Source organism: Streptosporangium canum (assembly GCF_900113865.1).
In the GTDB taxonomy this organism is placed as follows: Bacteria; Actinomycetota; Actinomycetes; order Streptosporangiales; family Streptosporangiaceae; genus Streptosporangium; species Streptosporangium canum.
Map to the genome: position 1 here is coordinate 230,941 of NZ_FOQY01000004.1, position 20,266 is coordinate 251,206.

16 protein-coding genes are annotated in these 20,266 nt (G+C 71.0%); 7 read left to right on the forward strand and 9 right to left on the reverse strand.

Annotation, left to right across the window (positions count from 1 at the left end; all coding sequences use genetic code 11):
* Window positions 1-41: 41 nt before the first annotated feature.
* Together BM085_RS07730 and BM085_RS07735 are read right to left on the reverse strand one after the other, a co-directional pair.
* Window positions 42-1,223 (reverse strand): globin domain-containing protein, encoded by a 1,182-nt coding sequence (locus BM085_RS07730; RefSeq protein WP_093886313.1) that lies wholly within the window; start codon window positions 1,221-1,223, stop codon window positions 42-44.
* A 71-nt stretch (window positions 1,224-1,294) separates the two neighbouring features.
* A complete protein-coding gene (locus tag BM085_RS07735; RefSeq protein WP_093886314.1) occupies window positions 1,295-1,723 on the reverse strand; it encodes an RrF2 family transcriptional regulator in 429 nt (142 codons plus the stop codon).
* A gap of 495 nt (window positions 1,724-2,218) precedes the next feature.
* Between BM085_RS07735 and BM085_RS07740 the strand changes: the two genes are divergently transcribed.
* The 6 genes from BM085_RS07740 (at window position 2,219) to BM085_RS07765 (ending at window position 9,036) form a co-directional block, all read left to right on the forward strand.
* Window positions 2,219-3,925: an ABC transporter substrate-binding protein gene (locus BM085_RS07740; protein WP_093886315.1), complete on the forward strand. Its 1,707-nt coding sequence runs from the start codon at window positions 2,219-2,221 to the stop codon at window positions 3,923-3,925.
* The gene (locus BM085_RS07745; RefSeq protein ID WP_093886316.1) at window positions 3,922-4,875 is read left to right on the forward strand and encodes an ABC transporter permease; all 954 of its coding nucleotides are present in this window, start codon (window positions 3,922-3,924) and stop codon (window positions 4,873-4,875) included. The genes BM085_RS07740 and BM085_RS07745 overlap by 4 nt, the downstream gene beginning before the upstream one ends.
* Window positions 4,872-5,861 (forward strand): ABC transporter permease, encoded by a 990-nt coding sequence (locus BM085_RS07750; protein ID WP_093886317.1) that lies wholly within the window; start codon window positions 4,872-4,874, stop codon window positions 5,859-5,861. Before BM085_RS07745 ends, BM085_RS07750 begins: the two co-directional genes overlap by 4 nt.
* Window positions 5,858-6,847, forward strand: a complete 990-nt coding sequence (locus tag BM085_RS07755; RefSeq protein WP_093886318.1) for an ABC transporter ATP-binding protein — start codon at window positions 5,858-5,860, stop codon at window positions 6,845-6,847. The genes BM085_RS07750 and BM085_RS07755 overlap by 4 nt, the downstream gene beginning before the upstream one ends.
* Window positions 6,844-7,815, forward strand: coding sequence for an ABC transporter ATP-binding protein (locus BM085_RS07760; protein ID WP_093886319.1), 972 nt, complete (start codon window positions 6,844-6,846; stop codon window positions 7,813-7,815). The genes BM085_RS07755 and BM085_RS07760 overlap by 4 nt, the downstream gene beginning before the upstream one ends.
* 219 nt (window positions 7,816-8,034) lie before the next feature.
* Complete coding sequence (locus tag BM085_RS07765) at window positions 8,035-9,036, forward strand: proline racemase family protein (protein WP_093886320.1); 1,002 nt, start codon at window positions 8,035-8,037, stop codon at window positions 9,034-9,036.
* Between the two features lie 229 nt (window positions 9,037-9,265).
* Here the strand turns inward: BM085_RS07765 and BM085_RS07770 are convergent, their stop codons facing one another.
* The 3 genes from BM085_RS07770 to BM085_RS07780 all read right to left on the reverse strand — a co-directional run bounded on the left by BM085_RS07770 (window position 9,266) and on the right by BM085_RS07780 (window position 14,867).
* Entirely contained in the window at window positions 9,266-9,745 is a 480-nt protein-coding gene (locus BM085_RS07770; RefSeq protein ID WP_093886321.1) for a hypothetical protein, read from the reverse strand.
* A gap of 242 nt (window positions 9,746-9,987) precedes the next feature.
* Window positions 9,988-13,497 carry a S8 family serine peptidase gene (locus tag BM085_RS07775; RefSeq protein ID WP_093886322.1) on the reverse strand — a complete coding sequence of 1,170 codons (3,510 nt, stop codon included), beginning with the start codon at window positions 13,495-13,497 and terminating at the stop codon, window positions 9,988-9,990.
* A 215-nt stretch (window positions 13,498-13,712) separates the two neighbouring features.
* Window positions 13,713-14,867, reverse strand: coding sequence for a methyltransferase (locus BM085_RS07780; protein ID WP_093886323.1), 1,155 nt, complete (start codon window positions 14,865-14,867; stop codon window positions 13,713-13,715).
* Between the two features lie 121 nt (window positions 14,868-14,988).
* Between BM085_RS07780 and BM085_RS07785 the strand changes: the two genes are divergently transcribed.
* On the forward strand, window positions 14,989-15,645 hold the full coding sequence (locus BM085_RS07785; RefSeq protein ID WP_093886324.1) for a hypothetical protein: 657 nt from the start codon (window positions 14,989-14,991) through the stop codon (window positions 15,643-15,645).
* 72 nt (window positions 15,646-15,717) lie between these two features.
* Here BM085_RS07785 and BM085_RS07790 read toward each other — a convergent pair whose 3' ends face one another.
* The 4 genes from BM085_RS07790 to BM085_RS07805 all read right to left on the reverse strand — a co-directional run bounded on the left by BM085_RS07790 (window position 15,718) and on the right by BM085_RS07805 (window position 20,199).
* Entirely contained in the window at window positions 15,718-16,986 is a 1,269-nt protein-coding gene (locus BM085_RS07790) for an aminotransferase class V-fold PLP-dependent enzyme (protein ID WP_245789190.1), read from the reverse strand.
* Between the two features lie 523 nt (window positions 16,987-17,509).
* Window positions 17,510-18,190, reverse strand: coding sequence for a glycerophosphodiester phosphodiesterase (locus tag BM085_RS07795; protein ID WP_177244998.1), 681 nt, complete (start codon window positions 18,188-18,190; stop codon window positions 17,510-17,512).
* Between the two features lie 624 nt (window positions 18,191-18,814).
* Entirely contained in the window at window positions 18,815-19,015 is a 201-nt protein-coding gene (locus BM085_RS07800; protein ID WP_093886327.1) for an MbtH family protein, read from the reverse strand.
* 236 nt (window positions 19,016-19,251) lie between these two features.
* On the reverse strand, window positions 19,252-20,199 hold the full coding sequence (locus BM085_RS07805; protein WP_093886328.1) for a methionyl-tRNA formyltransferase: 948 nt from the start codon (window positions 20,197-20,199) through the stop codon (window positions 19,252-19,254).
* Window positions 20,200-20,266: the final 67 nt, after the last annotated feature.

The window sequence follows — 20,266 nt, forward strand, 5'->3', positions numbered from 1 at the left end:
GTCTCCTCCCGGCGGCGCGGACGCCGGGACGTGGGCTCCGATCAGTCCTGACCGAGCCAGAGGTCGGGGCCGAACACCTCGTAGTGGATGTCCGAGGCGGGCACTCCGCGCCGGAGCAGCTCGGAGCGGACACCGCGCATGAACGGCAGCGGCCCGCAGAGGTAGGCGGACAGCCCGTCGGGCAGCTCGACCTGGGCCAGGTCGACCTGGCCGATGTTGGGCTCCGGTGGGCAGGAGCAGCCGCACGCCTGCTCGTACCACAGGTGCAGGGTGGCGCCGGGCAGGTCCGCGGCCAGCCGCTTGAGTTCCTCCCGGTGGGCGTGGTCGGCGGGGGCGCGGTCGGCGTGGACGACGGTGATCCGGCGGGCGGAGCCGGTGGCCGCGAGATGCTCGACCATCGACAGGATCGGGGTGCCGCCGATCCCGGCCGAGGCCAGGAGCAGTGGGGTGTCGCCCTCGGGCAGGGTCAGGTCGCCGAACGGCGCGGAGATCGTCAGTATGTCCCCGGCCTGGACGTTGGCGTGCAGCCAGTTGGACACCTCGCCGTCCGGTGCGCCGCCGCCGCGCACCCGCTTGACGGTGATCCGCCAGTCGCCGCGCGAGGGGGCGCACGACAGGCTGTACTGCCGGATCTGCCGCGCGCCGTCGGGCAGGGTGACCGCGACGCTGACGTACTGGCCGGGCTTGAAGGACAGGGGGATCGGCGGTCGTAGGGTGAGGGAGATCGCGTCGGCGGTCTCGCGCCGCCGCTCGACCACTGTCGCCCGCAGCCAGCTCTCGCCCGGGGCGCGCCGGAGATCCGCCTCCAGGGCGATCAGCGCGTTGGCCATCAGCCAGTAGACCTCGTCCCACGCCCGCGCCACCTCCGGGGTGGCGGCGTCGCCGAGCACCTCGGCGATGGCGGCGAAGAGGTATTTGTGGACCACGTCGTACTGCTCGGCGCTGACCCCGAGCGAGGCGTGCTTGTTGGCGATCCTGGCGAGCATCGCGTCCGGCCGGTCGTCAGGGCGCTCCACCAGGAGGGCGGCGAAGGCGGCGATCGATCCGGCGAGCGCGCCACGCTGCTCGCCGTTGGCCTGGTTGCCCCGGTTGAACAGGTCGCGCAGCAGCTCGGGGTGGTCGGTGAACATCGACCCGTAGAACCGCCCGGTGATGTCTTCCAGGGCGCCGCCGATCACGGGCAGGGTGGCGCGGACGGTCGCGGCCGACTCGAGGGAGAGCACAACATCCTCCAAATTAGTATTTGATCTTCATATTTAAAGGCGTGCGGCAGGGATCGGCCGCACTCCGCCGATCATCCGAGGGTGAGCAGGACCGGCCCGGTCGGCGAGGCGATCAGGTCGTCCACAGTGAGTGGATCAAGCGACGCGTAGAAGGCCTGCTGGGCGCCGCGCAGCGCGCCGCGCAGGCGACAGGCGGCCCGCAGCGGGCAAGGGGTCTCCCCCTCGCACGTGACGACCTCCTCCTCGCCCTCCAGCTCACGGATCAGCCAGCCCAGCGAAGCCTTACGGCCGGCGCCGGTCAGCTCCAGGCCGCCGCCGCGCCCTCGGCGGGCCTCCACCACCCCGAGGTGCTGGAGACGGGCGATGGCCTTGGCGGTGTGGGTGTAGGGGATCGCCATCGCCTCCGCCACCTGCCTGGTGGTGAGACTCACCCCCTGCTCGGCGACCGCCAGGCGCATGGTGACGCGCAGGGCCAGGTCCGTGAACTTCGTCAGTCGCACGGCACGACTCTACCAAATTGGAGTTTTAGCTACCAATTTAGGGTCAAGACCCTATCCAGGCAGGGCCGGATCGCAGGGGGCGGCGACGGCGGTCACGCAGGGAACCACCCGTGCCCCCCGGAGAGGGCCGGAGCGAAGGGCCGGCGGCGGTCGCACAGGGGGCCACCCGCACTCCCAGACAGGGGCGGACCGACGGCGCGACCCTACGACCCCTTGCGGACCATGAATGCACTTTTGTCGCTTTATGCCCGTTTCATTCACTTTAGGGGACTACTGCCATTAGACAGGCTCCATATACCCCTTTTCCGGCCGACCCGCCCGCTTCATCGAATGCGGCGGTGAATTGCCAGACCAGAAGCCTTTTCTCCGCACCGCCGACTGGATCCGCCCGGCGAGAACGGCCACGGGTTGATAACGCCCTATTGTCAATAATATTTCACATTACTATGTTACGTGTCACTCACCCCCTTCTCTCTCGGTTACCCGGAGTGGCATATGTCGTTAAAGACCACAGTGGGCACCTGCCTGCTCGCGGCAGCTCTTCTGTCCGTTTCCACGGCCTGCGGGGGCGGCAAGGCGCCCGCCTCCCAGGGATCCGGGGAGGCCTCGCAGCCCTCCACCGGTGCGGCCGGCAAGGGCGGGACGCTCACGATCCTGTCCAACCAGGACTTCGCCCACCTCGACCCGACCCGCAACTGGACGATGCCGGAGATGGACTTCGGCCTGCGCTACCTCTACCGCTCCCTGGTCACCTACAAGGCCGAACCGGGCGCGGCGAGCCTGGCGGTCGTCCCGGACCTGGCGACCACCACCGGAGAGATGTCCGACGAGGGCAAGACCTGGACCTTCACCCTCAAGGACGGCCTGAAGTACGAGGACGGCTCGCCCATCGTGGCCGCCGACGTCAAGTACAACGTCGAGCGGTCCTTCGCCCCCGAACTGCCCGGCGGCCCCAACTACGCCCGCCTGGTCCTGAAGGACGCCGAGAAGTACAAGGGCCCCTACAAGGACGGCTCGCTGAAGTCGATCGAGACGCCCGACGACAGGACCATCGTCTTCAGGCTCAAGCGTCCCGTCGCCGAGTTCCCGTACTACACCACCCTGCCGACCTTCGCGCCGGTGCCGCGGGCCAAGGACACCAAGGCCCAGTACGACAGCCGCGTCTTCTCCTCGGGACCGTACAAGATCGACACCTATGACCGGGGCAAGGAGCTCGTGCTCAGCCGGAACGAGCACTGGGACCCGGCCACCGACCAGGTCCGCAAGGCGCTGCCGGACAAGGTCGTCGTCAAGCAGGGCCTGCGGCAGAGCGTGATCGTGGACCGGCTCATCGCCGACCAGGGCGACGACCGGACCGCGGTCACCTACGCCGACGTCAACGGCGAGAGCTTCTCCAAGATCCTCACCAACCCCAAGGTCAAGGCGCGCTTCCACAACGAGATCCGGGGCTGCACCGACACCCTGGCCATGAACAACACCATGGCGCCCTTCGACAACCCGAAGTTCCGCCTGGCCCTGCAGTACGCCATCGACAAGGAGAGCTACCAGACCACCCAGGGCGGGCCGGCCGCAGGTGAGATCGCCACCGCCTTCCTCCCGCCCTCGCTGTCCGGCGGCGTCGCCCAGGACACCCTGAAGATCCCGGCGACCGGCGACGTGGAGAGGGCGAAGGCGCTGATCGCCGAGTCCGGCGTGGCGACCCCGGTGAAGATCAAGATGTACGCCTCCACCGGCGACAAGGTGGCCGCCACCGCGATCCAGGAGTCGCTCAAGCGCGTCGGCGTCGAGACCGAGATCAACACCTTCGACCCGTCGGTCTTCTACGACACGATCGGCGACACCGCCAAGTTCGACGGCATGGCCCTGTACGGCTGGTGCCAGGACTACCCGTCCGGGTCCTCCTTCATCCCGATGATGTTCGACGGCCGGACCATCACCGACAAGGGCAACAGCGGCAACATGTCGCTGTTCAAGGACCAGGAGACCATGGACCGGATCGACGCGATCTACGCCATGACCGACCTGAAGGCGGCCGACCGCGCCTGGGTCGACCTGGACGCCGCGATCATGCAGAAGGCCCCGATGATCCCCCTGGTCTGGGCCCGCAAGCCGCTGCTCGCCGGCTCCAAGGTCGGCGGCGCGTTCGGCCACCTGATCTGGTCCGGCCAGTTCGACTACGCCACGCTCGGGATCAGGAAGTGAGCACCACCGTTCAGGAGGGGGCCGCGGCGGGTGCCGCGGCCCCGCCCGTCCGCGGCCGCTCCCCCGGGCGGATCGCCTGCGAACGGCTCCGCCGCGACCCGGCCGCGCTCTTCGGTCTCGCCATCGTGGTGCTGTTCGTCCTCATGGCGCTGGCCGCCCCGCTGCTGACCAGGCTCAACGGCTGGGAGCCCGAAACCTTCGACAAGACCGCGATCGACCAGGCGCTCGGCGGAGTCCCCAAGGGCGACTTCGGCGGCATCGGCGCCGAGCACTGGCTCGGCGTCGAGCCGGGCAACGGCCGCGACGTCTTCAGCCGCATCGTGTACGGCGCGCGGGTGTCGCTGCTGATCGCGGTGGCCTCCACGGCCGTCACCGTGCTCGCCGGGACCGCGGTCGGCCTGGTCGCCGGGTATTTCGGCGGCAAGGTCGACACCGTGCTCAGCCGGATCATGGACCTGGTGATGTCCTTCCCCAGCCTGATCTTCATGCTGGCGCTGCTGTCCATCGCGCCGGACGCCAACCGCGTCCTGCTGCTCGTGCTGATCATGAGCATGTTCAGCTGGCCGTACGTCGGGCGCATCGTCCGCGGGCAGACGCTGAGCGTCAAGCACCGCGAGTTCGTGGACGCCGCCCGGGTCAACGGGGCGATGGGGCCGCACATCCTGCTGAAGGAGATCCTGCCCAACCTGGCCGCGCCGATCCTCGTCTACACGACGCTGGCGATCCCGGCCAACATCGGCACCGAGGCCGCGCTGTCCTTCCTCGGCGTCGGCGTGCGGCCCCCCACCCCGTCGTGGGGCCAGATGATCGACAACGGGCTGCTCTGGTACCAGGTCGTGCCGACCTACTTCATGATCCCCGGCGTGTGCCTGTTCCTCACCGTGCTGGCCTTCACCCTGCTCGGTGACGCGCTGCGCGACGCCCTCGACCCGAAGGGGCCAGGCCGATGACCCTCTACGCGCTGCGGCGGCTCGCCGCGGTGGCGGGTGTGCTGCTGGTCATCTGCGCGGTGACCTTCGCCATCTTCTACCTGCTCCCCTCGGACCCGGCCGCCCATGCCTGCGGCAAGACCTGCACCCCGGAGCAGGTGACGCTGGTCCGCGAGCAGATGGGCCTGGACCGGCCGGTGCACGAGCAGTTCGGCGGCTACGTGGCCGGCATCTTCGCCGGCCGTACGCTGGGCACCGGCCCGGCGGCGCTGGAGTGCTCCGTCCCCTGCTTCGGCTACTCCTACCAGAACGCCCTGCCCGTCTGGGACCTGCTGACCGACCGGCTGCCGGTGAGCGTCTCCCTGGCCGTCGGCTCGGCCGTGCTCTGGCTCGCCGGCGGCCTGGCCGTCGGGCTGGTCGCCGCCCTGCGCCGGGGCACCGTGCTCGACCGCTCACTCATGGCGGCCACGCTCGCCTCCGCCTCGGTGCCGGTCTACTTCACCGCCATGATGCTGCTGCTGGTCCTGGTCCAGCAGCTCGAATGGCTGCCCTATCCCGACTACCGGCCGATCACCGAGGACCCCGCCGCGTGGGCGGGCAACCTGCTGCTGCCCTGGATGACGCTCGCCAGCCTCTACGCCGCCATGTACGCCAGGCTCACCCGGGCCTCGATGATCGAGACGATGGCGGAGCCGTACATCAGGACGGCCCGGGCCAAGGGCCTGCACGAGCGGACCGTCGTCACCAAGCACGGCCTGCGCTCGGCGCTCACCCCGATCGTCACGATCTTCGGCATGGACCTGGGCGGGCTGCTCGCCGGGGCCGTCATCACCGAGCACGTCTTCGGCCTGCCGGGCGTCGGCCAGCTCACCTATGACGCGATCTTCAAGGCCGACCAGCCGGTCGTCCTCGGGGTCACCCTGCTGGCCGCCTTCTTCATCACCCTGGCGAACCTCGGCGTGGACCTCGTCTACGCGCTGATCGACCCCCGAGTGAGGTACGCGTGATCCTCCAAGTCAGAGACCTGCGGGTGAGCTTCCCCGCCGGGACCGCGGTGGACGGGATCAGCTTCGGCCTGGAGCGGGGCCGCACGCTCGGCGTCGTCGGCGAGTCCGGCTCCGGCAAGTCGGTGTCGTCGCTGGCGATCATGGGCCTGCACCGCGAGGCCGCCGTCTCCGGCTCGATCGTCTTCGACGGCGAGGAGCTGGTGGGGGCGCCCGCCTCCCGGGTCCGCGAGCTGCGCGGCCGCCGGATGGCGATGATCTTCCAGGATCCGCTGTCGTCGCTGCATCCCTTCTACACCGTCGGCGAGCAGATCGCCGAGGCCTACCGGCTCCACCTGCGCACCTCCCGCCGGGTGGCGCGCGAGCGCGCGGTGGAGATGCTCGCCGAGGTGGGCATCCCCGAGCCGAGGCGGCGCGCGGATGAGTACCCCCACCACTTCTCCGGCGGCATGCGGCAGCGCGTGATGATCGCGATGGCTCTGTCCTGCGAACCGGACCTGCTCATCGCCGACGAGCCGACCACCGCCCTGGACGTGACCGTGCAGGCGCAGATCCTGGAGCTGATCCGGAAGATCCAGGAGGACCGCGCCGTCGCGGTCATGATGATCACCCATGATCTGGGCGTCGTGGCGCGGGTCGCCGACGAGGTCCTGGTGATGTACGGCGGCCGCACCGCCGAGCACGCCCCGGCCCGGGAGATCTTCAGGTCCCCTCGCCACCCCTACACACGGGGGTTGCTCGCCTCGGTCCTCCGGCTGACGGCCGGAGAGGAGGAGGACGGGGGCCGGCTGCCGGCGATCCCCGGCAACCCGCCGTCACTGCTCGCGCCGCCGTCCGGCTGCCGGTTCCACCCCCGCTGCGCCCGCTACGCCGCCGCCCCCGACGACGCCTGCGTCACCGAGGCCCCCGAGCCGCGTCCCGCCGGTCCCGGCGGCGCGACTCACCGGACGGCCTGCCATCTCATCGACATCTCCGGAGGCCGGCGATGACCGAACAGCTCCTCACCGGGCCGGACACCGCGAACCGGACCACGCCGCTGCTGGCCGTACGGGATCTGCGGATGACCTTCGGCGGGCGGACCGGGGTGAAGGCCGTGGACGGCGTCACCTTCGACGTGCGGCCGGGCGAGACCCTCGGCCTGGTCGGGGAGTCCGGCTGCGGCAAGACCACCACCGGCCGGATGATCGTCCGCCTGCTGGAACCCACCGGCGGCACCGTCACCTTCGACGGCCGCGACATCACCCACCTCGGCCCGCGCGCCCTGCGCCCGCTCCGCCGCGACATCCAGATGATCTTCCAGGACCCGTCCGCGTCGCTCAACCCCCGCCAGACCGTCGAGCGGATCGTCTCCGGCCCGCTGAGGCTGCTGGACCGGCGCGGCGTGATCGAGCTCCTGGAGAGGGTCGGGCTGGGCGCCGAGCACGCCGACCGCTACCCGCACGAGTTCTCCGGCGGGCAGGCCCAGCGCATCGGCATCGCCCGGGCACTGGCGTCCCGGCCGAAGCTGATCGTCTGCGACGAGCCGGTGTCGGCGCTGGACGTGTCGATCCAGGCCCAGATCGTCAACCTGCTCGTCGACCTCCAGCGTGAGCTGGGGCTGGCGTACCTGTTCATCGCCCACGACCTGTCGGTGGTGCGGCACATGTGCGCCCGGGTCGCGGTGATGTATCTCGGCCGCGTCGTGGAGATCGGCTCGCGCGAGTCGGTCTACACCGCCCCGGCCCACCCCTACACCCGCGCCCTGCTGTCGGCCGTGCCGGTCCCCGACCCGGAGGTGGAGCTCACCCGCGAGCGCATCGTCCTGCTGGGCGATCCGCCGAGCCCGGCCGCCCCTCCCCCGGGCTGCTCCTTCCATCCCCGCTGCGCCCTGGCCCGGGACATCTGCCGGACCGAGGCCCCTCCGCTGGAGATCCACGGCCCCGGGGAGAGGAAGGTGGCCTGCCACTTCCCCGGCTGACGGCCCCCTGCTCGCGGGCCTCTACTCGCGGGCCTCTGCTCGCGGCGCCCCGGCCGACGGCACCTCGGCCGGCGGCGTCACGCCTTTGACCACGGTGCCACCGAACAGCACCCGGAAAGGGCAGGGCAGGCCGTCGATCCTTGACGTGACGGCCGTCCGTTTCACGCCAAGAAATGCCATATATGTCCGTGTTCAGATGATGAAGACATTGGAGGGGTGATGCGCACCAAGCGAATCTTCCACGCGGTCGACTCCCACACCGAGGGCATGCCGACCCGCGTGATCACCGGTGGCGTCGGGGTCATCCCGGGCGCCACCATGGCCGAGCGCCGCGTGCATTTCCGGGAGCACCTCGACCACCTGCGCACCCTGCTGATGTACGAACCGCGCGGGCACGCCTCGATGAGCGGTGCGATCCTGCAGCCGCCGACCCGTCCCGACGCGGACTGGGGGGTGCTGTTCATCGAGGTGTCGGGCTATCTGCCGATGTGCGGGCACGGCACGATCGGCGTCTCGACCGTGCTGGTGGAGACGGGGATGGTGCCGGTCTCCGAGCCCGTCACGACGGTGCGCCTGGACACCCCCGCCGGGCTGGTGGTCGTGGACGTCGCGGTGGAGGACGGGGTGGCCAGGGGGGTGACCCTGCGCAACGTCCCGGCCTACAGCGACCGGCTCGACGCGGTGGCGGAGGTGCCGGGGTTCGGGAGCATCCGCTACGACCTGGCCTACGGCGGCAACTTCTACGCCATCGTCGACCTCGACGACTACGGACTGCCGTTCGACCGCAAGGCCAAGAACGAGATCGTGGCGGCCGGCCTGGCGACGATGGACGCGATCAACACGGCGGACGAGCCCGTACACCCCGAAGACCCCCGGATCCGCGGCGTCGGGCACGTCCACTTCACCGCTCCGGGCTCGGACGCGCGGCATTCGCGGCACGCCATGGCGATCTACCCCGGCTGGTTCGACCGCTCCCCCTGCGGCACGGGGACCAGCGCCCGCATGGCCCAGTTGCACGCGCGCGGCGAGCTGGAGATCGGCGCGGACTTCCTCAACGAGTCCTTCATCGGCTCGATGTTCACCGGGCGGCTGGTCGAGCCGGCGACGGTGGCCGGCCGGCCGGCGGTCGTCCCGGCGGTCACCGGACGGGCCTGGATCACCGGCACGGCCCAGTACTTCCTGTCGCCCGACGACCCCTTCCCCGCCGGGTTCACGCTGTAGCCGGACCACCGGGAATCCGTGTTCGCGAACCTGCGCGCCCCCGCTGAACCCGAACGGCGAGACCGGCGGGAAACGCCTGGCCGGTCTTCTCGCCCAGGCCCCGGCGTCCGGTGACGGCCACCCGCCGCCGCGGCCGGGTGAGCGCGGGGGCGCGCGACCGTGGCCGCGCGCAACCTCGGTCGCGCGCCCCCGCTCATTCAACTGTCCCGTTCAGCTGTCCCGGTCCGGATCAGTAGACGACCGGCACGTCGACGGAGACGGAGTTCGGGCCGGGCAGGGGCGTGCCGCCGCCGCCGGGGCCCGCCGGGCCGGGGGTGATGACCACCTTGGCGCGGACCGTGGTCCCGGAGGCCACGGTCGTGGTGACGCCCTCGACGGTGAAGGAGTTGTTCCAGATGCTCAGCGCCTGGCTCCCCGAGCCGAGCAGGGCGCCGCCGACGATCGTGCCGGAGACCTCCGCGCCGACGCTGCGGGGGTTGACCGGAGGCTCGGAGATGCCGACGGCGCCGACCATCCCGTAGACCCGCACCTGAGCGCCGGTGACGTCCACACACGCCTTGACGGTCAGCCCCTGGATCGGGCCGCCGGTGCTGCAGGTGGTCGTCGTCGTGAGAGTCGCGGCCGAGGCGGGAGCGCTCATGGCGAGCCCGCCCGCGATGGCGGCCCCGGCCATCAGGAGCGCGAGACCGCGGTTGACGATCTGGTTCATCGATTCCTCCGTTGGGGTCGGGTGCCCGGCCCCATTGCCGGACGCCCGTGATTTATAAGCTGTCACATGTCACATTGCACTCCAACGATCTCTGAGCGAATTGCAGGGAAATTGCTTGGAACGCAGTGGAACGCTGCAATCCTGCGGCGCCGTGCAATGAAACGCCTACCCATACCTGTCCCCTGACAGGCGCCGGCCCGCCCCGCCACGGGGGCGGGACGGGCCGGCGGCGGTTCGGACCGCTACGGAGCGGTCTTGTCGGGACGCTCGGAGATGCGGATGGCGTTGACGATGGGATTGCCGACCCGCTCGGCGAAGCGCACGTTGAGCTGGCCGTCGGTGACCTTCACCGTGTACTGCCGGTTGACGGCGGTGTAGGTGCCGGTCTCCAGAGCCAGGTCCAGCGCGGGGATCGCGAGCTGGCCCTCGACGAGGACGTCGAAGACGCGCTTGCCCGCACGCGTGTCCCGGGTGTCGGCGAAGCCCAGCTCGACGGTGTAGGTGCCGTTGGGCACCTGGTCGAACCGGTACTCCAGCATCGACTCCCGAGCGCTCTTGAACAGCGCCTGCTCGGTGGTGCCCTTGATCGTCTTGCTGGTCGTGTTCGTCTTGTTGCTGCCCACGTAACCGTGGCCGCCCACGCTGTACTTGCGGTCGGCGGTCCAGCGGTCGCCGGCGGCGTCGACGACGTCCTTGGTGCCGCCCGCGTCGACGGCGACCTGGTGCCTGGGCACCACGACCGTAACGGTGATCTCGATCTGCGGGTTGCGGCCGCTCGCCGAGCGCACCAGCAGCTTGCCGGTGCGGACGGCGCCCGGCTGGACGCCCGCGCTGGAGGCGGTGACCTTCAACGTCACCGACTTGCCCGAGCCGAGCTCGCCGGCGGCGGGCGTCACGCTCAGCCAGCCCTGGGCGGGGTCGGTCACGACGGTGTAGGTCGTGGCGCCTCCCAGGTTGGCCAGATCGACCGTGCCGGTCCTGGTGGACTCGGCCGGCATCACCAGGGTCAGCTCACCGGCCGAGGCCGTCACCCGGCCGGTGGCCAGGGCGGTGTCGACCCGGGTCAGGGTTCCGGCGGTGACGGTGACCTCCTGGGTGAAGGTCCCGTAGTTGTCCTTGGAGACCTCGACCTGGTAGTCGCCCACCAGGACCTGCCCGAGGAACGTGCCGCTCTCCCCGGTGGTGAAGGTCGCCACGTCGCCCACCTTGACCGTCGCGCCCGCCAGCGGCTTGCCGTCGTTGGCGTCGGTTACGGTGCCGGTCAGCAGCCCGTGCCGGCTCGCGGCGAAGGTCAGGCTCTGGCCGTCGGCGAGCGCGGCGCTGTTGTGGGAGTACTGCAGCGCGTCTGTGCCGCCCGGGCTCTCGATGCCCACCGTGGCACTGGTCCCGGAGGCGCGTTCGCTGGTGATGCCGCGGTAGCGGAACCCGATCGAACCGTCCTCGCCGAGCAGCGTCGAGAAGGAGATGCGCGGGGCGGCGTCGGAGTAGAACCGGGCGTTGCGCCATTCGATGACGAAGGTGCGCTTGGGCGCGGTTCCGATGGTGGCGGTGTAGACCCCCGACTGGTCGTCCAGCACCAGGTCGTCCCAGTAGGGGTAGATCGCCGCGTTGGGCGCGGCGGCGGAGGGCAGGGCGCTGTTGCCGGCCGTGGTGCTGCTGGCGGCGAAGTTCAGGAAGCCGTTGCTGCTGATCCAGCCGCTGGTGTAGCCGCCACCGTAGAACGGGAAGGTGAACGGCAGCGTGACCGGCTGGGCCGCGTCGTCGCCGGTGAGCGCGTGCTTGTCGGTGCCCGCGACGTACGCCTCGGCGGCGGCGGCGCAGGTGTAGCCGAAGGAGTCGGCGCGGCGCGGCAGGTCGACGTCCTTGGTCAGGTCGCCGTTCACCGTGATCGGCACGGTGAGAGCGCCCGCGCACCGGGAGACCGGGGTGATCCTCAGCTCGTGGCCGCCGTTCGGCAGCGTGAGCCGGTACCGTCCCGCGGCGTCGGTGACCCCGCTGACCGGCGTGCCCACCGCGGCCACCGTGGCGCCCGCCTCGGGTGCGCCCGCGGCGGTGACCGTCCCCGACACCGTGCCCGCGGGCTGCTGCGTCAGCGACACGTCCTTGGTGACGCTCTGGTCGGCCACGACGGTGACGGTCGCCGTCGCGTCGTCGTAGCCGAACTTCTTGACGGTGATCTGGTAGTCGCCCGCCAGCAGGCGCGGCAGCGCGTACGTCCCGTCCTGCGCGGTGGTGACCGTACGGCCCAGCGGCCCGGTGACGGCGAGGGTCGCCCCGGCCACCGGCGAGCCGCCGGAGGTGACGGTGCCCTGCAGCGCGCCGAGCGCCCCGACCGGGACGGCCTGGACCGCGGCGAACGTGTCGAGCCTGCCCTCGCCCCAGACGTTGTTGTCGGCGGCGGTGCCGCCGCAGCGGGTGTCGTCGACGTCGATCGCGGTCCGGTCGAGCAGCGCCCGCGTGGCGGCGATGTCGCCCTGCAGGGCCGGCGAGGCGGACCACATGAGCGCCACGGTGGCCGCCACGTGCGGGCTGGCCATCGACGTGCCGGAGAAGGAGTCGTAACCGCCGGGCACCGACGAGCGCACGTTCACGCCGGGCGCCGCGAGGTTGGGCTTGATCTCGCCGTTCTCGCCGGAACCGCGGGTGGAGAAGCTCGCGATGGCGTTGTTGACGTCGAACGCGCCGGCGCTGTAGCTGGAGCCGTACTGGCCGGGCGAGCCGCTGGAGTTGCAGCCCGCGCCGGTGACGTTGCCGTTGGAGAAGGCCGGGAAGATACCCGCCGCCACCCACGCCTCGACGATCTCCTTGTACCAGGCGTCGAAGCCGGCGCCGCCCCAGGAGTTGTTGACGATGTCCGGCGCCAGGTCGGGGCGCGGGTTGTCGCCGTTCAGGTCGGTGGGCGCGAGCACCCACTGTCCGGCGGCGAGCAGCGAGGCGTCGGAGCAGCTGTTGGTCTCGCAGCCCTTCGCCGCGATCCACTTGGCGCCGGGGGCGACGCCGATGGTGTTGGCGCCCTCGCCGCCCACCATGGTGCCCATCGTGTGGGTGCCGTGGTCGTTGTTGTCGCACGGCGCGGCGCTCGGGCACACCCCCGCCGGGTCGAACCAGTTGTAGTCGTGCTCGACGCTGCCGTCGGCCTTCTTGCCGCGATACTGCGCGGCCAGCGCCGGGTGGTCGAACTGGACGCCGGAGTCGATGTTGGCCACGACGACGCCCTCACCGCGGGTGCCGAGCTCGCTCCAGACCCTCGGGGCGTTGACGCGGTCGATGTTCCACTCGACCGCGTCGACCTTCGCCGTCTCCTTGCCCGGCAGCGGCTCGGGCAGCTTGGTGACGCGGCCGGGCTCGATCCGCTCCACCTCGGGCAGCTTCGCGATCTCCTCGGCCAGCTTGGCGTCGCCGGTCACCTGGACGGCGTTGGCGATCCAGAACGGGGTGAAGTCGGCGTGCTCGGCGGTGAGGAGTTTGCGCAGGCCCGCCTGCGATGACGTGGCGACCTCGGTCTTGGCCCGGAAGACCTGCCTGGCCTTCTCGGTCTTGGTCTTCGCACTGCGGGCCGCGCTGAGGTCGGCGTCGTTCTTCAGCCGCACCCAGAAGGTGGCCTTGTCGTCCGCGGCCAACTCCGCCTGGACAGTCTTGTGGATCTTTCCGGGGTCGGGCGCGGCCTGGGCCACGCTCTGGGGGAGCATGAGCGCGAGGGCGGCGACGGACCCGATCAGGACCGCTCGCCAGTGCCGGGGGGTATGGGACACACGATCTCCTTCACGCCGGGCGGGAGTGTCCCGCCGGGGAAAGCGACGTGGGATGCGCATGATCTTTACATCCCACGTGGAGAATCGTGAATCGATCTTGTCGATTTTTCAAGCTTTTGGATGGTTAAAATACGATGTACCCGAGATCACCGGCGGAGGCCGCGGCCCGGCCGCCGCTCCCTGCCGGTCGGCACGGGCGGGCGGGAACGGGGCGATCAGCTTTTGACGGCCCGCAGGATGACGAACTTCGGGTCGCTCGTGACGACCTCGCAGTTACCGAAGATCCTGCGCAGCTTCACGTGGTAGCCGAGGTGCCGGTTGCCGATCACCCACAGTTCGCCGCCACGGCGTAGCGCGGCGCGCGCCCCGGTGAACATGCGCCAGGCCGTCGCGTCGGTCGTCGCCCGATGGGTGTGGAACGGCGGGTTGTTCAGCACCAGGTCCACCGTCCCGGCCGGCACGCCCGACAGGCCGTCGCCCACCACGAACCTCGCCCTGGCGTCCGCGCCGACGTTCGCCCGGAACGTGGCCTCCGCCGAGGCCACCGCCTGGTAGGACTCGTCGATGAACATCACCTCGGCTCCGGGGTTGGCCAGCGCCGCGGCCACTCCGACCACCCCGTTGCCGCAGCCCAGGTCCACGACGCGCTCGGGGCCCCGGCGGCTGGGGAGGTTCCGCAGGAGGAAGCGGGTGCCGATGTCGAGGCGGTCGGCGCAGAAGATGCCCGCGTGGTTGGTGACGGTCAGGCCCGAGGCCGCTCCGATGCCGGTGGGCAGTGCGTAGCTCCGCGGCCACGGGCCGGCGTCCCGGACGGGCTGAGGGGCCGGCGAGCAGAAGATGAGCCGTGCCTTCCTGACCGCCAGTGACGTCCTGGTCGGCCCGAGGATCCGCTCGAACAGCTTCAGGGTCGAGGTATGGATCTCGGTGACCATCCCCGTGCCGACGACGACGGTGCCCGCGTGGACGTGGGGTGCGAGCCGGTGCAGCTGGTCCTCCAGGAGCGCGAGGCTCTTGGGCACACGGATCAGCAGCACGTCGATCCGCTCCGGCGGCGTGTCCCTGGTCGACAGCAGTCGCACCATGTCCGCGTCGATCCCGTTGCGCTTCAGGTTGCCCCGGGTCGCCTCCTGGGTGAGGAAGGAGTCGGTGATCTGCACGGGGCGGTGACCGGCCAGCGCGGTGACCAGGGCACCCCACCGGTCGCCCACCACGACCACGGTGCCCGACAGGTCCGTCGGATCGTCGTCGATTCCGTCCAGGTGCCGCAGCAGGTATTCGTCGGCGGCGTCCCAGGCGCGGAGCATGTCACGGGGATCATCGGGAAAGCGGGTGAGGTCGAACTCACCCCTTGACATCGTCAAACGGTTCATCGTGCCCTCAGGCTAGCCGAATCCCCCGTCACCTCGGAGAACGCCGCGATGCCGACGGCACCGGGTTCTCCGCCCCCTCCTCGGAGGACCCGGCTCCCAGCGTCCGCGATACGGTTCCCTCGTGCCCCGATCGACCGAAACCGGACCGTCCCCCTCCCCTGTGACCGCCGACGACCTCGACCAGGCCGTCCGGCTCGCCGTCGGCACCCTCCGGGAGGCGCCTGCGGAAGCCTGGGAGGAAAGGGCCGGCTCGCTGGAGTGGGGCTGCTGGGAGACCGTCGAGCACCTCAGCGACGACCTCTTCGCGTATGCCGCCCAGCTGGGCCTCAGGACACCGCCCCTGGACCGCGAGGTGCCCTTCGTGTGGGAGAGCCGGAGGCCCGGAGGCCCCCGGAACGCCATCCACGCGGACCGCGCGGCGGGGCCGGCCGGGCTGTTGCAGGTCCTGGAGGCCAGTGGCGCGCTACTGGTCGCCATGGTGCGCACGACGCCGTCGCGGGTCCGCGCTCACCACGACTTCGGGGCGTCGGATCCGGAGGGCTTCGCCGCGATGGGGGTGGTGGAGACCCTGGTGCACACCCACGATCTGGCCGGAGGGCTCGGGCTCGCCTGGACCCCGCCCGCCGATCTGTGCTCGCGGGTGCTCACCCGGCTGTTCCCGGACGCCCCGACGACCACCGACCCCTGGACCACCCTGTTGTGGGCCACCGGACGCGCCGAGCTCGCCGGGCACCCGCGTCTCACCTCATGGCGCTGGTACGGCGCGCCCCGGCCGTAGTTCTCCCGGCGCCATGGCCGGGAGACCCCGCCGGTCCCGTGGCCGGGCCGCGCCGGACCAGGGCCCGTGGCGTCACCCCGTGCGCGCCGCGCGGCTCCGTTCGACGATGAACGGGACGCCGCGCTCGACGAAGTCCTCGAAGTCCTCCGCCGTGTTGTACACGTGCGTGGAGAGCCGCAGGAATCCGTGACCTCTCCATGAGGTGACGGCGGTCTCGATGCCGAGCCGCACGGCGATGTCGTGCCGCAGTCCGTGGGCGGCCTCCTGATCCGCCGCCACTCCACGCGGCAGGCGGACGAGCCGCAGGCCGCCGACGGGCGAGCCGACCGGCGCCGACGCGTCCGTGCCGGTCAGCCCGGACAACGCCTCGGTGACGATGGCCTGCGCGTAGTCCCCGAGCTCTGCGATGTAGCGCCGTGCCGCGTCCCAGCCGTAGTGCTCCTCGACGGTGGCGAACGCGACCGGCGCGGCGAGATACGAGGTCACGTCGATGGTCCCCTGCTGGTCGAAGCGCGCCGGAAACGGTTCCGGAGCGGCCCACGAGTCGACGAGCGGGTGCAGGGACTGCGCGTGCGGCCCCGAAGCGACGAGGGCCGCCGTTCCACGCGGCGCGCACGCGAACTTGTGCAGGTTGCCGACCCAGAAATCGGCGTCGATGCCGGCCAGCGGGTGCGCGACGAGACCGGGCGCGTGCGCGGCGTCGACGAGCACCGGGATGCCGAGACCGCGGCCGTGGGCGGCGACGCGCCCGGCCGGCAACCGGCGGGCGGTCGCGGATGTGACATGGTCGATGACGACGAGGGCGACGTCGTCCGTCATCTCGGCGGCGACCGCCGCGAACGCCTCGTCGTCGGTGGCGTCGAGGGGGATGTGCACGGTGGTCACGGAACCGTCCCACCGGCGAGCAAGCCGCCCGGCCCCCATCAGGACCGCGCCATAGCCGTGGTCGGTCGTCACGATCCGCATCCCCCGCCACGCCGGCACGCTGTCGTACACCACGCTCACGCCGCCGCTGGCGTTGGGGACGAGAGCCGTCGCGTCGGGGCTCGCGCCGAGGTAGGCGGCGATCTCCGCGCGCGCGGCGCCGACGCGGCCCACCACGTCCGTGAACCATGCGCAGGGGTTCGCGTCCATGACCGTCTGGTACTCGCGCTGCGCGCGCTGGGCGGCGAGCGGAACGGCCCCGAACGATCCGTGATTGAGGTGCCGGACGGCCGGATCGAGCGACCAGTCGGAGAGGGCGGGCTCGCCGGACGGCGCGAGCAGCGGATCCGGGCGGGGGACGCTGCCGGAACGCGGCGGACCGTCCGGCTCCGCGAGGGGCGATGCCGGCGACTTCATGCCGTCGATCATGCCAGTTCCCGCAGGAGCGAGCACACCCACGGTGGACGACCGCCTTGCCCTGCATTCCGCATATAACCCCCGTGAACCTGGGACGACTACGTACAGCGTTGGATCTTACATAGCATCTGACCTGCGACGATGTCACACCCATGGAAAACGGGCCCCAGGGGGCCGGCAGGCGCGTTTCCAGTCCGGTGCGCGGCGCCGCGTTTCGGCCTGTGCTGGGCCCGGTGCTGTCGATCCGTTACAGTGTCGCCAAACCCCGGTGAGGCCATATCGTGCCGACGTTCGGTCTGGACCGCGGGGCGAATGACCACTGTCGAGGAATGCCATCGGGTTCGGCTGCTGGTAGGCAGATTGTCATTACCGGGTCGGCCGGAGCTGCCACCCGATGTCTGGATCTCGGTTGCCATCCCAAGCAGAGCACGGTAGGCCGTGACCTTGCATAGCAACACCAAGGTAGGGCGGATCGGTCGATAGTAAACCTGCGGCGACCGGTGCCGCGAGGCCCTCCGCGCCCTCACGGCTGGCACGCCTCCCGAGCCCATGCCAGATAGGCGGACGTCTCATTCGTGATGACGCGGTCCACCCCGTAGCCCGCCAGGCGCCGCCACGCGCTCTCGTCATCGGGCGTCCAGGCGTAGACGGCCATGCCGTGGTCCCGGTATTCGCGGGTCAGCGCCTCGCTCAGGTTGTCGTACCTGACGCCGACGAAGGAGAGCTTCCCGGCGAGCGAGAGCGGCGGTGCGGCCGTGGACAGCAGACCCTTGCGGGCGGGGATGGACCTGACCGCCTCCAGGGCCGAGGGAGAGAACGACATCAGGCTCGCCCACCGGTGGGCGCCGGACCGGTCGTAGTCGTCCTCCAGGGAGCGCAGGTCCTCGGCGTCCGGGACCTCCTTGAGCTCGACCAGCGCCTCCTCGGCTCCGCCCCGGAGGAGCTCCAGGACTTCGGCCAGAGTCGGCGGGCGCTGGCCGTCCGCGGTGCGCAGCTCGCGGAACCGCGCCAGCGTCATGCCGGAGACCCGGCCCGTGCCCGAAGTGGTCCGGTCGACCGTGGCGTCGTGCATCAGCACCGGCTGGTGGTCTTCAGTGAAACGCACGTCGAGCTCGACCCGCCCGGAGCCCGCCGCGAGCGCCTGCTCGAACGCCCGGACGGTGTTCTCCGTGCCCCCGGCCCAGTAGCCCCGATGGGACACCACACCGGGTGTCCAGCATGTCGGCGAAGCCGTCCGGGCGAGACCGGGGGCCTGTCCCACTCCGCCCACGACCAGGGCCGACAGCAGCAAGACCCGTGCCGCCCCCCGCCCGATCCGCGCCCATCGGGGCAGGTCTCCCCCGGCCCTTCCGGACCGGCGCGCCGGAGTCCGGCCGGGACGGCCGGGCCCCGGAGTCCGCGCGTAGCCCACCCGGGGCTGCCCGCCCCCGGCCGGCGGAATCGGCCCCGGGCCGGGGGCGGGCCGCCTCACGGCTACTTCCCGGCCGCTTTCCGCGGGCACGTGACGGAGGCCCCGCCGGGTCCGCCACGGGAGGAGCCGACCGCCACCCGGCCCCTGGCGGACCGGCACGCCCCGGCGGGGCGCCCGCCGGCCGGCGGGACCGCGACTCGCTTTCGGATCATGATCTCTCCCCACGGTCCGCACCCTGTCGGCCGGGCCCGAGGCCGCCGGACGGTCGAGTCCCGGCGCCCGGCCCACATCACATACGCAGAGTAGATAGTTGATTACTCCACGTGCAAACACCTGAACGGCCGCTCAGGCGTCCGACGTCGTGCGAAGGGGCCGGGCCACGAAGTGTGTTGCGCGGCCCGGCCCCTTCGCACGCGGCTACGGCTCGATGAGGCTCTTCGGCCGCATGTCGGTCCAGTTGGCCTCGATGTGCTCCAGGCACTCCTGACGGGCGCCTGGGCCGTGGACGACGACCCAACCCGCCGGGACCTCGGCGAAGTCGGGCCACAGACTGTGCTGTCCCTCATCGTTGACCAAAACGGTGTAGACGCCTTCGGGATCGTCGAACGGGTTGCTCATGCCGGATTCTCCTCTGCTGTGCGTAGGGGGTGGCGGCCGGCGCCCGGGTGCGGACCACCGGGGCTTCCACCACCCGGAACCAGGTCTCGGCGGGGTCCCGGACCGCCTCCTCGGTCAGCGGCCCCGCCGCGCAGGACCGGGAGGCGACGGGTTCCGGTCCGGCGGCGGACGCCTTCCGGCGGGCGCGGGCGCCGCGTCCACGGCCGCGAGGTGAGATAGCCGCCCATGGTCCGGGTTCACGGCTGCGAGGTGAGATAGCCGCCCATGGTCCGGAAGTAGTCAGCGGCCGCGTGCTCCGTGCCGTCCTCGGTGCGCAGCCGCCTGAGGACCAGTCCGGGCCGCCGCCCGCTCCGCGCGTCCGCGCCGGCGACGATGACCACCCCGTCCCCCTCGCGGATGAAGACGCGTCCGGGAGTGCCTCCGTAGCGGGCCCGCGACACCGCCGCCGACACGATGCGGATCCGCTCCCCGCGGTGGTAGGTGAACGCGCTGGGATACGGGTCCGACTGGGCGCGTACCAGCCGCTCCAGATCCTCCGCCGGCCAGTTCCAGTCGATCCGGCTGTCCTCGACCGACCGCTTGTGGAAGAAGCTGGCCTTGCTGCGATCCTGCGCGACCCACCGCGCCCTGCCCGAGGCGATGAGGTCGAGCGCCTCGCGCACGATCGGCTCGATCAGGTCGACCGTCCGGTGGAACAGGTCGGTCGCGGTGTCGTCCGGCCCCACCGGCACGGCCCGCTGCAGCACGATGTCGCCCGCGTCCAGCTCCGCGTTCATGCGGTGCGCGGTGACGCCGACCTCCTTCTCCCCGTTGATCAGGGCCCAGATCAGCGGGGAGAAGCCGGCGTAGGCGGGGAGCAGCGAGTCGTGGACGTTGAGCGTTCCGTGCGGGGGCAGGTCGAAGATCTCCGACGGCAGCCAGGTCCGCCAGTTGTTGGCGACGATGATGTCCGGTGCCGCGTCGCGGAGGGCGGCGAGCAGTTCCTCGTCGTCGGGCCGGTAGCGCAGCAGCACCGGGACACCGTGCTTCTCGGCGAGCTCGGCGACCGAGTCGTCCCAGATCTTCTCGTAGGCGTGGTCACTCTTGGAATGGGTAACGACGAGGACCACCTCGTGGTCGGAGTCCAGCAGAGCCCGCAGCGTGCGGTGGCCCCACGTCTGGTAGCCGAACATGACGACCCGCATGGTGGATCCTCTCCTCGAAACACATCATTGCAAGGCAAGGCTAACCTTATTTAAAATATGACGCGCA